Origin of the sequence: Streptomyces sp. NPDC059524 (assembly GCF_042749255.1) — a bacterium.
In the GTDB taxonomy this organism is placed as follows: Bacteria; Actinomycetota; Actinomycetes; order Streptomycetales; family Streptomycetaceae; genus Streptomyces; species Streptomyces xanthii.
On record NZ_JBHYTK010000183.1, the window covers coordinates 1,962 to 14,379 of the forward strand.

General features: G+C 72.3%; 14 protein-coding genes and 1 pseudogene. 7 read left to right on the forward strand and 8 right to left on the reverse strand.

Features of this window, described 5'->3' with window-relative positions; all coding sequences use genetic code 11:
- The 3 genes from ACFW9D_RS33740 to ACFW9D_RS33750 all read left to right on the forward strand — a co-directional run.
- Positions 1-701: MFS transporter (locus tag ACFW9D_RS33740; protein WP_384628409.1), on the forward strand; the 701-nt coding region annotated here is incomplete at its 5' end.
- The gene (locus ACFW9D_RS33745; RefSeq protein WP_384628412.1) at positions 656-1,837 is read left to right on the forward strand and encodes a serine hydrolase domain-containing protein; all 1,182 of its coding nucleotides are present in this window, start codon (positions 656-658) and stop codon (positions 1,835-1,837) included. The genes ACFW9D_RS33740 and ACFW9D_RS33745, both read left to right, overlap by 46 nt.
- 9 nt (positions 1,838-1,846) lie before the next feature.
- A complete protein-coding gene (locus tag ACFW9D_RS33750; protein ID WP_384628415.1) occupies positions 1,847-2,857 on the forward strand; it encodes a small ribosomal subunit Rsm22 family protein in 1,011 nt (336 codons plus the stop codon).
- Positions 2,858-2,882: 25 nt separating this feature from the next.
- On the opposite strand, the gene ACFW9D_RS33755 is transcribed toward ACFW9D_RS33750, so the two are convergent.
- Positions 2,883-3,068: a DUF6243 family protein gene (locus ACFW9D_RS33755; RefSeq protein WP_188339250.1), complete on the reverse strand. Its 186-nt coding sequence runs from the start codon at positions 3,066-3,068 to the stop codon at positions 2,883-2,885.
- A 151-nt stretch (positions 3,069-3,219) separates the two neighbouring features.
- Between ACFW9D_RS33755 and ACFW9D_RS33760 the strand changes: the two genes are divergently transcribed.
- Together ACFW9D_RS33760 and ACFW9D_RS33765 are read left to right on the forward strand one after the other, a co-directional pair.
- Entirely contained in the window at positions 3,220-3,891 is a 672-nt protein-coding gene (locus tag ACFW9D_RS33760; RefSeq protein ID WP_384628419.1) for a TetR/AcrR family transcriptional regulator, read from the forward strand.
- Positions 3,892-4,019: 128 nt separating this feature from the next.
- Complete coding sequence (locus ACFW9D_RS33765) at positions 4,020-4,748, forward strand: bifunctional DNA primase/polymerase (RefSeq protein ID WP_384628421.1); 729 nt, start codon at positions 4,020-4,022, stop codon at positions 4,746-4,748.
- Between the two features lie 9 nt (positions 4,749-4,757).
- Here the strand turns inward: ACFW9D_RS33765 and ACFW9D_RS33770 are convergent, their stop codons facing one another.
- From ACFW9D_RS33770 to efeO, 4 genes are all read right to left on the reverse strand, one after another.
- Entirely contained in the window at positions 4,758-5,738 is a 981-nt protein-coding gene (locus ACFW9D_RS33770) for a hypothetical protein (RefSeq protein WP_188339253.1), read from the reverse strand.
- 82 nt (positions 5,739-5,820) lie between these two features.
- Entirely contained in the window at positions 5,821-6,657 is an 837-nt protein-coding gene (efeU, locus tag ACFW9D_RS33775; RefSeq protein WP_188339254.1) for an iron uptake transporter permease EfeU, read from the reverse strand.
- 4 nt (positions 6,658-6,661) lie between these two features.
- On the reverse strand, positions 6,662-7,951 hold the full coding sequence (efeB, locus tag ACFW9D_RS33780) for an iron uptake transporter deferrochelatase/peroxidase subunit (protein WP_384628425.1): 1,290 nt from the start codon (positions 7,949-7,951) through the stop codon (positions 6,662-6,664).
- 50 nt (positions 7,952-8,001) lie between these two features.
- Entirely contained in the window at positions 8,002-9,162 is a 1,161-nt protein-coding gene (gene efeO, locus ACFW9D_RS33785; RefSeq protein ID WP_384628427.1) for an iron uptake system protein EfeO, read from the reverse strand.
- A 289-nt stretch (positions 9,163-9,451) separates the two neighbouring features.
- On the opposite strand from efeO, the gene ACFW9D_RS33790 reads away from it, so the two are divergent.
- A complete protein-coding gene (locus ACFW9D_RS33790; protein WP_188341594.1) occupies positions 9,452-10,108 on the forward strand; it encodes a PhzF family phenazine biosynthesis protein in 657 nt (218 codons plus the stop codon).
- A gap of 49 nt (positions 10,109-10,157) precedes the next feature.
- Here ACFW9D_RS33790 and ACFW9D_RS33795 read toward each other — a convergent pair whose 3' ends face one another.
- Both ACFW9D_RS33795 and map read right to left on the reverse strand, forming a co-directional pair.
- Entirely contained in the window at positions 10,158-10,808 is a 651-nt protein-coding gene (locus ACFW9D_RS33795) for a heme oxygenase (biliverdin-producing) (RefSeq protein ID WP_384628429.1), read from the reverse strand.
- A 160-nt stretch (positions 10,809-10,968) separates the two neighbouring features.
- A complete protein-coding gene (gene map, locus ACFW9D_RS33800) occupies positions 10,969-11,835 on the reverse strand; it encodes a type I methionyl aminopeptidase (protein ID WP_188339258.1) in 867 nt (288 codons plus the stop codon).
- A gap of 78 nt (positions 11,836-11,913) precedes the next feature.
- On the opposite strand from map, the gene ACFW9D_RS33805 reads away from it, so the two are divergent.
- On the forward strand, positions 11,914-12,156 hold the full coding sequence (locus ACFW9D_RS33805) for a hypothetical protein (protein WP_188339259.1): 243 nt from the start codon (positions 11,914-11,916) through the stop codon (positions 12,154-12,156).
- 15 nt (positions 12,157-12,171) lie between these two features.
- Here the strand turns inward: ACFW9D_RS33805 and ACFW9D_RS33810 are convergent.
- Positions 12,172-12,418 (reverse strand): annotated as a pseudogene (locus ACFW9D_RS33810) (MFS transporter); the annotation flags it as partial.

Below are 12,418 nucleotides of genomic sequence, written 5' to 3' on the forward strand. Positions count from 1 at the left end.
ACCGGGGGGGTCTGCGCCGCCCCGCCCGCGGGCCCCCGCCCCCCCCCCACGGCGGGGGAGTGGGCGAGGCGCTGCGCACCATGCGCGGGCTGCTCGCCGACCGCGTCTTCGCCGGGTACATGATCGCGGGCGGTTTCGCGTTCGCCGCGCTGTTCGCCTACATCAGCGCCTCCCCGTTCGTCATCCAGGAGATCTACGGCGCCTCGCCGCAGACCTTCAGCCTGCTCTTCGGGCTGAACTCGGTCGGTCTGATCGCCGTCGGCCAGCTCAACGGCAAGCTGCTCGTCGGCCGCGTCGACCTCGACAAGGTCCTCGGCACCGGGATCGGCCTCATCGTCCTCGCCGCCGGATTCCTGCTCCTCGTCGCCACCGGCGTGTTCGGCAGCCCCGAGCGGCTCGGCCTCGTACCGGTATCCGCCGGCCTGTTCGCGCTCATGGCCTCCATGGCCCTGACCACCCCGAACACCAACGCGCTCGCCCTCATGCGCACCCCGCACGCCGCCGGTTCCGCCTCCGCGCTGCTCGGCACCTCCTCCTTCCTCATAGGGGCCGTCGCCTCGCCGCTCGTCGGCATCGCGGGCGAGCACACCGCCGTCCCCATGGCCGTCGTCCAGCTCGGCTGCGGACTCGCCGCCGCCCTCGCCTTCGTCACGCTGTGCCGCCCCTGGCAGCAGCGCGCCGAGGAGGTGCGGGAAAGCTGAGCACGCCAAGACTGCGCCCCGGCACCCCCGAGCGGGCCGGGCTCGACGCCGCGCACCTCGCCGACCTCGTACGCGACGTGCGTCTGCTGCCCGAGGGGGAGCACCCCTGGTGCGCGGGTGCCGTCCTGCTCGCCGGACGCGGCCCGGTGATCGCCGCCGAGGCCGTCTGCGGCTGGGCGGTGCGCTACTCCGCCTACGACGAGCGCACCGACCGGGGCGTGGAACTGCCGCCCGCCGCCCGCGTCCCCATGGCCCCCGACACCCCCTTCGACCTGGCCTCGCTCACCAAACTCTTCACCTCGATCGCCGCCGTGCAGCAGATCGAGCGCGGCACCCTCGGCATCGACGCCCGGGTCGGCGCCTACGTCCCCGAGTTCACGGCCGCCGCCGAGCATGGCATCACCGTCCGCCAGCTCCTCACCCACACCTCAGGGCTGCGCCCCGAACTCCCGCTGTACGACGCCCCGGACCAGGCCGCCCGGATCGCCGCCCTGCGCGCGGAGCGGCCCTCGTCGGAGCCCGGCGAACACCGCTACTCCGACCTGAACATGCTGCTGCTCCAGCACGTCCTGGAGCGCCTCACCGGCCGCCCGCTCGACGTCCTGATCCGCGACGGCATCACCCGGCCGCTCGGCATGACCGCCACCTCCTTCGGGCCCCGGCCGGGCGCCGCCGCCACCGAGGACCAGGGCCGACCCTGGGCCAAGGCCGAGCGCGGCATGCTGCGCGGCGAGGTGCACGACGAGAACGCCTGGGCGCTCGGCGGCGTCGCCGGGCACGCGGGTCTCTTCTCCACCGCGCCCGATCTGGCGATCCTGTGCCGGACCCTGCTCGGCGGCGGCTCCTACGGCACCGCGCGCATCCTCGGCCCCGACTTCGTCGACCTCATGCTGGCCGCCCCCGGGCTCGGCTTCGCCGTCGACCAGCCCTGGTTCATGGGCGAGCTCGCAGGGCACGGAGCGGCCGGCCACACCGGCTTCACCGGCACGTCCCTGGTCGTCGACCCCGCCACGGACACGTTCCTCGTGCTGCTCGCCAACACCGTCCACCCGCGCCGCCGTCCCGCCGACAACGCGCCCCGCGCCGCCGCGGCCACCCGTCTCGCCCGCGCGGTGATCCCGCTCGGCGCCCCTTAAAATTCCCGGGTGAACGCCCCGATCCAGTCCTCCGCCGACACCCTCCGCTCGGCCCTCGCCGGTCTCCTCGACGGACTGCCGCCCAGCCAGGCGGCCCGCGCCGTCGACCGGCTCATCGCCAGCTACCGGGGCACCACCCCGACCGACGCGCCGATCCTGCGGGACCGGGCGGACGTCGCGGCGTACGCGGCGTACCGGATGCCGGCCACGTTCGAGGCGGTGCGCTCGGCGCTGGGCGCGCTGCTCGACGCCGCCCCGGCCGACTGGCTGCCCGGCTCCCACCTCGACATCGGGGGCGGGACCGGCGCGGCGGTCTGGGCCGCGCGCGACGTCCTGCCCGGCACCCGCCCCACGACGGTCCTCGACTGGTCCGAGCCCGCGCTCGCCCTCGGCCGCGAACTCGCGTCCCGCGACGCCGGCCTGGAGTCCTCGGTCACCTGGAAGCGCGGCCGCATCGGCACCGGCGATCCGCTGCCCGGCGCCGATCTCGTCACCGTCTCCTACGTGCTCAAGGAGCTGACGGAGGCGGACCGCGCGGCGGTCGTCGACGCGGCGGCCGGCGCGTCCGACGCCTCGGGCGGGGCCGTGGTCGTCATCGAGCCCGGCACCCCGGACGGCTACCTGCGCGTCATCGAGGCCCGCGACCGGCTGATCGCCGCCGGTTTCCAGGTCGCCGCGCCGTGCCCGCACAGCGCGGCCTGCCCGATCGTGGCCGGCACGGACTGGTGCCACTTCTCGGCGCGGGTCGCCCGGTCCTCCCTGCACCGACGGGTCAAGGGAGGCTCGCTGGCGTACGAGGACGAGAAGTTCGCGTACGTCGCGGCCGTGCGCTTCGACCCGGAGCGGGGCGAGTCCCGCATCGTGCGCAAGCCCCAGATCCGCAAGGGCCAGGTCCTCCTCGACCTCTGCGAGCCGGTCCCCGGGCTGAACCGCGTCACGGTGACGAAGAAGCACGGGTCGCTCTACCGGGCGGCCCGGGACGCGGAGTGGGGCGACCCCTGGCCCCCGGCCTCGGCCTGAGCGCGGCGTCACCCGGCGACGATCGTCAGGGTGCCTCGGACTCGCCCCGCTGATCCCGCAACCTGCGGAGCAGCTCGCGTTTCTGCGTGACCGGGTCGGCGGCCCCGCCGCCCACCCGGCCCCCGCGCCCGCCGCCGCGCAGCGCCTTGCGGGAGAGGTTGCTGCGGGTGCCGCCGACGCCCAGCATGCCGCCTGATCCACCTCGGGTCATGGTGTCCTCCACGAATCGACCAACTAGGCGAGACGTCTCGTCTCGCTCTCGGAACATGCTCCACTCTGAGTGAGACGCACCGTCTTGTCAAGGCTTTTCGAGAGGTGATGAGACGGCACGTCTCGCCTCGCTTCGCTGCTACATTCGATCCATGTCTGCCACACCAGCCAGCACACCCGCCAAGAAGACGGCCCCCGACGCGGCCCGCCGCAGCGAACGCTCCCGCCGTGCCATCTACGACGCCGCCCTCGGCCTCGTCGGCGAGATCGGCTACCCCCGCACCACCATCGAGGGCATCGCCGCCCGCGCCGGCGTCGGCAAGCAGACGATCTACCGCTGGTGGGGATCGAAGGCCGAGGTCCTGATGGAGGCCTTCATCGACCTCAACGAGCAGAACGCGCGCGCCGCCGCCGCGAACCACCCCGGCGTCCCCGTCGGCGCGTCGGGCCTGCCCGACACCGGCGACCTCGCCGCCGACCTCAAGCTCGTCCTGCGCGCCACCGTCGACGAACTCCAGGACCCCCGCTTCGAGGCCCCCGCCCGCGCCCTGGCCGCCGAGGGCCTCGCCGACCGCGAGTTCGCCGAGGGTTTCGTCCGCCGCCTCCTCATGCCCGGCCTCGACCTCTACACCGCCCGGCTGCGCTCCGCCCAGGAGACCGGCCAGCTGCGCGCCGACGTCGACCCCGAGACCGCCCGCGACCTGTTCGTCTCGCCGATCGCCCAGCGCTGGCTCCAGGGCACCGGACCACTCGACCACGCGTACACGGACCGTCTCGTCGAGTACGCCCTGTACGGGATCGCGGCCCGTCCCGCCACCCCCTGAACGCCTGTCCGTACGGGCCCGGGGTACCCCGGATGGGAAGTGTGGCCACCCGGGGCGCAGGATGGTGGGACCATGTTGGTCCGGGATTCATCCGGTCACTCGGCACGACGGCGATGGTGAGGGGATAGATGGGCGCGGCGCACGACGGCAGCGGACACGGCGGCCTGGGCCGGTTCACCCGGTGGCTGAAGGCCTCCCGGGCGCCCAGACAGGCCCCCGTCGACCCGGACCGTGAGGCGCTGCTGCTGGCCGCCGCCGCGGCCGGACTCCCGCTGGCCCCGGCCGCGCACCCCGCCGACTACCGCTGTTCGTGCAACCGCATCGGCTGTCCGACGCCGGGCCGGCACCCCATCTCGTTCGCCTGGCAGACCCAGTCCACGACGGACCGCGGCCAGATCGAGCGCTGGGCCCGGCACCAGCCGCAGGCCAACTTCGTCACCGCGACCGGCATGGTCCACGACGTCCTGGACGTCCCGCTGGCCGCCGGTCAGGAGGCGCTGGAGCGGCTGCTCTCCACCGGCGTCGAGGTCGGGCCCGTCGCCGAGTCCGGCGGCGACCGCATGCTGTTCTTCACGGCGACCCGCGGCACCCCGGCCGACGAGGACGAGTGGTGGCCCTGCGAGCTGGACTGCCACCCCGAGACGATGGACGAGCACCCCGGCCTGCGCTGGCACTGCCGCGGCTCCTACACCCTGGTCCCGCCGGCCCGTCTGCCCGGCGACCGCGCGGTGACCTGGCTGCGCGGCCCGGAGCACCCGCTGCCGGACCCGCTCACCCTCCTCGAAGCGCTCACCGACGCGTGCGCCCGCCACACGGGTGCCGACGAGCCGGACTACACCGGCGCCTGGCCCTCGTAGCCGCGGGCCTCAGGAACCCTCGGCCGTCGTGATGCCCTGGACCCGGCCGAGGACCTGGACCGGCCCGGAGGAGCCCGCCGGGGCGAGCGCCGCCTGGTTCGACACGTAGCCGTACGTCGCGGACTGCTTCGGCTCGCCCGTCATCAGCGCCTTCACGCTGGGGTTGATCGCCGGAAGGTCGCTGCCCTGGGACGCGGTCTGCTTCTCGTAGCGCCGCGTCGTGAAGAAGACGAGCGCCCCGCCGTCCTTGGTGCGCAGCGCGACCGGGGCGTTGTCGCCCGAGGTGAGCGGCTCGTCGATGAACTGCGTCGCGAGACCGGGCCGCGACTCGTTCTTCTCGCGGGCCTCGCGCGTCACCGAGGTGTACGGGCCCGGCGCGAACCCGGAGCCGCCGTCCTTCAGATACGCCGCGTACCGCGCGGGCAGCTTCTGAGGGGGCACCGCGAGACCGGACGCGTCCGCGTCCACGGCCTCGCCCCAGCCGTCCGCGTCCACGTCGAACGCGGGAACCTGGCTCTCCCGGAGCACCGTCAGGTACGACACCGCCCACGGCCGGTTCTCCGCGTCACGGGTGAAGACGAGGAGCCAGCGGGTGCCCGTACCGCGGCTGCTGTCCGTGTCCGCGACGAACCAGCGGGGCCAGCCCGCCTTCTTCGGCACGGTGAACTTCGCGTCGGTCAGCTTCAGCGGGGAGTGCTTCGGATTGCCCTCGGGCTGCAGCGCGTGGCCCGCCTTCAGCTTGGCCGCGTCGATCGCCGCGAGCGGCCCGGTCACGTACTTCTCGTCGGCCGACCGGTCGTACGTCCGGTCCGCCTTGTTGTACGCGGTCACGAAGGTGTCCAGAGCCCGCGCGGCCTCCGCCTTCGTCGTCGTCGGGACGACCTCGAGCTCCCCGTGCACGGTCACGCACCCGCTCGCCGTGAGGGACAGCAGGGCCGCCGCCACGACCGCCGCGGCCGGGCGCCCGCGCCTGTTCCTGACCTCGCTCATGACCTTGACCTCACCTACCCCTTCCCGGGGCCGAACCCTACCGGGAAGAGGCAGGCCGTAGTTCCGCCGGGGCCCTCGGGCCTCAGGCCTCGACCCGCTGCCGCGTACGGCGCGAGAACAGGCCGGGCGGGGCGAAGAACAGCGCCAGCGTCGGCACCAAGTAGGCGCACCACACGGCGACTTGGAGCACCGTCGGGTCGGGCTGGAAGTTGAAGACGCCCTTGAGGAGCGTGCCCAGCCAGCCGTCGGGCGCGATCGTCGAACTGATGTCGAAGGCCAGGTTGTTCAGACCGCCGATGAAGTCCGCCTCCTGCAGGTCGTGCACGCCGTACGCGAGCACGCCCGCCGCCACGACGACCAGCATGCCGCCGGTCCACGTGAAGAACTTCGCCAGGTTGATCCTCAGCGCGCCCCGGTAGAACAGCCAGCCGAGGAACACCGCCGTGGCGAGACCGAGCAGCGCGCCGATCACCGGCTCCGACGTGCCGTTGCTGGTGGCGTGCACCGCCGTCCACACGAACAGCGACGTCTCCAGGCCCTCCCGGCCCACCGCGAGGAACGCCGTGACGACCAGCGCCACCGTGCCCATCTGCAGCGCGGCGTCCAGCTTGCCGTGCAGCTCCGACTTCAGGTGCCGGGCGGTGCGCCGCATCCAGAACACCATCCACGTCACCAGGCCCACGGCGACGATCGACAGCGAACCGCCGAGCGCCTCCTGCGCCTTGAACGTCATCTCCTGCGAGCCGAACTCCAGCGCCGCGCCGAACCCGAAGGCCACGAGCACGGCCACGCCGACGCCGAGCCACACCGGCTTCAGGGCGTCCTTGCGGTCCGTCTTCACCAGGTAGGCGATGAGGATGCAGACGATCAGGCTCGCCTCGAGGCCCTCGCGCAGGCCGATCAGATAGTTCGCGAACATGCCCTCACGCCTCCGTGCGCTCGAAGAGGCCGCGGCCCCACCAGTCGTTCTTGTCCCGCACGCCCGGCGGCACGGCGAACACGGCCGAACCCACATGCTGGATGTACTCGTTCAGCGCGTCCGCCGCCAGGCTCCGCTGCACCGGGATGAACCCCTTGCGCACGTCCTTCTGGTACGCGAGGAAGAACAGGCCCGCGTCGAGCCGGCCGAGCCCGTCGGTGCCGTCGGTGAACGAGTAGCCGCGCCGCAGGATCGTCGCCCCGTGATTGGCGTCCGGGTGCGCGAGCCGCACGTGCGCGTCCGGCTTCATCGCCTTCAGGAACGGCTGGTCGTGCTCCTTCGCCTTGCCGACGGGCGCGCCCTCGCGCTTGTCGCGGCCGAACACGTCCTCCTGCTCCTGCAGCGAGGTGCGGTCCCAGGTCTCGACGTTCATCCGGATCCGGCGGGCCACGAGGTACGAGCCGCCGTTCATCCACGTCGAGTCGCCGACCCACACGTGCTCGGAGAGGCGGTCCTTCTCGGTGCCCGCGATGTTGCGGGTGCCGTCCTTGAAGCCGAACAGGTTGCGCGGGGTCTGCGCGTCCGGCGTCGTCGAGGACGTCTTGCCGAAGCCGAGCTGCGACCAGCGGATGGCGACCTTGCCGAAGCCGATCCGGGCCAGGTTGCGGATGGCGTGCACCGCGACCTGAGGGTCGTCGGCGCAGGCCTGCACGCACAGGTCGCCGCCGCTGCGCGCCTTGTCGAGGTTGTCGCCGGGGAACTTCGGCAGCTCGACGAGCGCCTCGGGCCGCTTGTCCGCGACCCCGAACGCCTTGCCGTGCTTGTCGAAGAACGAGGGGCCGAAGCCGATCGTCAGGGTCAGCCGGGACGGCTTGAGGCCGAGCGCCTCGCCCGTGTCGTCCGGCGGCGCCTCCGGCAGCCCGCCGTACGCGCCGTCACCGACCGTGCGGCCCTCGCACATCAGCGCGGCGGCCTCGGTCCAGTCCTTGAGCAGCTGCACGAACGCCTCGCGGTCGTCCGTCTTCACGTCGAACGCCGCGAAGTGCAGCCGGTCCTGGACCGGGGTCGCGATGCCCGCCTGGTGCGCGCCGTGGAACGGCACGGCGCCGCCCGTCTCGGCGGCCGGCTGCATGTCGTCGTCGGCCCCGGAACGGGTGAGCGCGACGGCCCCGCCCGCCGCGGCGGCGCCGAGCGCGAGCCCGGCCCCTCCGGCGGCGAGCAGGGAACGCCGGGACGGGGCGGGGGACGTCGCCGTCCCCGTGTCCTTGACCTGGTCCGTGTCGGTGTCGGCCATGGGCTGCCTCCTGATGCCTTTCGAACGTCCGCCGGTTCCCTGACGACGACTTACTTGACGACGACGGCCGCGGCCAGCTTGGACAGCGGCTCCGCCAGCGCGTTCACGGCGTCGGACAGCTCCTTGCGGTCCGCCTCGCCGACCTTGTCGTAGGAGGTGAAGTCGTAGGACTTCTTGTCCTCGCGGTACTCGTCGAGCAGCTTGTTCAGCGCGGCGAACTGGCGGTCGAGCTCCTTGGTGAGCGCCGCGTCGTTCTCCGTGGCGACCGGCTTGAGCAGGTCGTACGCCTTCTCGGCGCCCTCGACGTTGGCCTTGAAGTCGACCAGGTCGGTGTGCGAGTAGGTCTCCTCCTCGCCGGTGACCTTGCCGGTGGCGACCTCGTCGAGCAGCTCCTTGGCGCCGTTCGCCATCGAGGTCGGCGTGATCAGGGCCTTGCCGACGCGGTTCTGCCAGTCCTTGACGTCCTTGTCGAGCAGCGTCGCCAGCTCCTTCTCACGGGAGCCGATCTTGCCGTCCTTCCACAGCGACTTCTCCAGGCGGTGCCAGCCGGTCCAGTCCGTCTTCGGGTCCTGACCGTCCTCCAGGCCGTCCTCGCGGACGTCGACCTTCGGGTCGATGTCACCGAAGGACTCGGCGACGGGCTCGGTGCGCTCCCAGCCGATGCGGGAGTCGGCGTAGGCCTTCTTGGCGGCCTCGACGTCGCCCTTGCGGATCGCGTCCGTGAACTTCTTGACCTTGGGCAGCGTCTCGTCGGCCTGCGCCTGCGTGTACGTGCGGTACTCGGCCACGGCCTTGTCGAGGCGCGGGTCGCGCTTCGCGGCCGCCTTGCCGCCGGTCGCCTTCACCTTCTGACGGATGCCCTTGCCGGTCATGCCGGGCTTGCAGGCGATCTCGTAGTCGCCCGCCTTGATCTCCGCGGTGATGTTCGCCTTGGTGCCGGGGGCGATGTTCTCGCGCTCCGTGACGATCCGGTCGTCCGGGAACAGGACGTAGACCTCGGTGACCTTGGAGCCCTTGTTCTCGACCGCGAGCTTGACGTGGCCGGCGGGGAACGAGGTGGCCGAGACCTTGCAGCTGTCGTCGGTCGCGGTCACCTTGACCGCGTCGGAACCCTTGTCCTTGGAGTCGCTCTTCTCGGTGCAGCCCGTGACGGCGGTCAGGGCAGCCACCGTGGCGACGGCGGTGGCGGCAGTGAGTCGGACGGCTCGCATGCGGGCTCCAGGTAAGTACGGGTCGTACGGCAGCTAACGACTAAGGCGGCCCTAACTTATATGAGGCTTACCTCAGTTCTACCCCTCTGTCCCGTGATTCAGCTCTCATGTGAGAGCGGTGGTCGCGGCCCGGACACGACCGACCCACCAGCGACCCAGGAGCTGGTCAAGAGAGGGTCAAGTCGGCTGGTGGCCCGGACGGCGTGGTTCACTGCGGGACGTGGAGAACCGCACGGAGCACGGCACGGAGAACCGCGGGGGGAGCGGCATGGGGAACGGCATGGAGAACATGGACGACGTGCCCTACGACGTGCTGCGCGTCTTCTGCGGGCCCGACGGCCGGCACGGCAACGAGCTCGGCGTCGTGCGCGACGGCTCCCTGCTGCCCGGCCGGGCCGAGCGCCAGGCGTTCGCCGGGAAGCTCGGCTTCAGCGAGACCGTGTTCGTCGACGACCCCGAGCGCGGCGTCATCGACATCTACACGCCGACCCTGCGCCTGCCCTTCGCCGGCCACCCCTGCGTCGGCTCCGCATGGCTCCTCGACGTGCCCGAGCTGAGCGTGCCCGCGGGCGTCGTCGGCGCCCGCCTCGACGGCGAGTTCAGCTGGATCGAGGCCCGCGCCGAGTGGGCCCCGCCGCGCACCCTGCGCCGGTACGGGTCCGCCGCCGAGGTCGACGCGCTGCCCGTGCCGCCCAGCGGGGAGTGGATCTACGCCTGGGCCTGGGAGGACGAGGCCGCCGGACGGGTCCGCGCCCGGGCCTTCCCCGGCCGCGACGACGGCATCGTGGAGGACGAGGCGACGGGCGCCGCCGCGCTGCTCCTCACGGACCGGCTGGGCCGCGCCCTGAACATCCGCCAGGGCGCCGGCTCCCAGATCCTGACGGCCCCCCAGCCCGAGGGGTGGATCGAGGTCGGGGGACGCGTCCGGCTGGCCGCCGCCCGCTGAACCCCCGCGGCGGCCGGAGCGGGGAGAGCGCGCGGAGGTCAGGCGGAGGTCAGGCGGCCGAGGAGAACTCCTCGCCCAGAGCCGAGAACAGGGCCGTGTTCAGCGCGAAGGCCCGCTTGCACTCGGCGATCACCCGCTGCTTCTCCAGGTCGTCCACCGCGATCTTGTCGAGCAGCTCGCGATAGCCCCGCTTGAACGCCGCCGGGTTCCCGACCTGCTCGAACACGTAGAAACGCACACCGTCGCCCTTGCGCGCGAAACCCCAGGTCCGCTCCGCCTTGTCGCGGATGATCTGCCCGCCCGAGAGGTCGCCCAGATAGCGCGTGTAGTGGTGCGCCACATAGCCGCCGGGCCAGGACGCGGCGCACTCCGCGACCCGCGCCGCGTACTCCCGCGTCGCCGGCAGCGCCGACACCGAGGAACGCCACCCGGCGCCCCGCAGATGCGCCAGATCCCGCTCCAGCTCCGGCACCCGCAGCAGCTCGGGCCGGATGAACGGGCCCGCCACCGCGTCCCGCGCCAGCCGCTCCGCATCGGCCTCCAGCGCCCGGTACACGAACCACAGCTGCTCCGTGTACCGCGCGTACGCCTCCACGCCGAGCGCGCCGCCGAGCAGGTCGCCCATGAACGTCGACGTCTCCGCCTCCGTGTGCTGCTCGTGCGACGCCGTGCGGATCAGGGTGGAGAACGGGGTGTCCATGAAGCCTCCGCGAGCCGTTTCATCTTCCCGACAGTGTGTCGGTAACAGAACTTACCCCTTCCCCGATCAGCCGAACATAAGAAGCGGGTACGAGAAGCGGGTACGAGAAGAGCCCGCCCCGGATCTCCGGGACGGGCTCACGTACGGCGGCGGCGGGGGACTACGGCAGGGTCAGGATCTCCGCGCCCGTGTCCGTGACCACCAGCGTGTGCTCGAACTGAGCCGTCCGCCTGCGGTCCTTCGTCACGACGGTCCACCCGTCGTCCCACATGTCGTAGTCGTGCGTGCCCAGCGTCAGCATCGGCTCGATCGTGAACGTCATGCCCGGCTGGATCACCGTCGTCGCGTGCGGGGAGTCGTAGTGCGGGACGATCAGCCCGCTGTGGAACGACGAGTTGATGCCGTGCCCGGTGAAGTCCCGCACGACCCCGTAGCCGAAGCGCTTGGCGTACGACTCGATGACGCGGCCGATGATGTTGATCTGGCGGCCCGGCTTCACGGCCTTGATCGCCCGGTTCAGCGACTCGCGGGTGCGCTCGACCAGCAGACGCGACTCCTCGTCCACGTCGCCGACCAGGTACGTCGCGTTGTTGTCGCCGTGCACGCCGCCGATGTACGCCGTCACGTCCAGGTTCACGATGTCGCCGTCGCGCAGGACCGTCGAGTCAGGGATGCCGTGACAGATGACCTCGTTGACGCTCGTGCACAGCGACTTCGGGAAGCCGCGGTAGCCCAGCGTCGAGGGGTAGGCGCCGTGGTCGCACATGTACGCGTGCGCGATCCGGTCCAGCTCGTCCGTGGTGACGCCCGGCGCGATCGCCTTGGCCGCCTCCTCCATCGCCTGCGCCGCGATCCGGCCGGCGATCCGCATCGCCTCGATCGTCTCGGGCGTCTGCACCTCGGGACCCTTGTACGGGGCCGGCGCGGGCTTGCCCACGTACTCGGGGCGCCGGATGTTCCCCGGCACGGAGCGGATCGGGGACTGTTCCCCGGGGACGAGAAGCGACGACTGCGACGGGACTGACATGCCAGCGAGTGTAACGAGCGGCAGTGGGGGACCATGGCTCTGAGCGCCCTGAGGAGATCCTGAGGAGAGGAGTCGGCCGTGGCCCTGTTCAAGAAGCGGACCGTCGGTAAACCGGGTGAGTGGTACTACTGCCTGGAGCACCAGAAGGTCGAGGAGGGGCCCGAGTGCCCCGCCAAGGACCGGTTCGGGCCGTACGCGTCCCGCGAGGAGGCGGCGCACGCCATGGAGACGGCGCGTGAGCGGAACCTCGAATGGGAGGGGGACCCGCGCTGGCACGACAAGTCCTCGGGCACGCCCGGCTCTCCCGACGACGAGGACTGAAGTCCGTCCGGAGGGTCAGACCGCGGCCGCGTCGCGGCGCCGCACGGCGTCCTCGTCGGTGTCGGCGTCGTAGGTGAGGAGCTTCGGGAGTGCGGCGGTGAGGGCCGCCACGGACAGGACGCAGGCCGCGCCACCCGTCCAGATCGCCGTCCGCGTCCCCGTCCAGCCCGCCGCCGCGCCCGCCAGCATGTGGCGCAGCTCCGTGACCACCCTCTGAGTCTGCTCCTCATAGGCCGCGTCGGGGCGCCGGAGGTGGGACGCG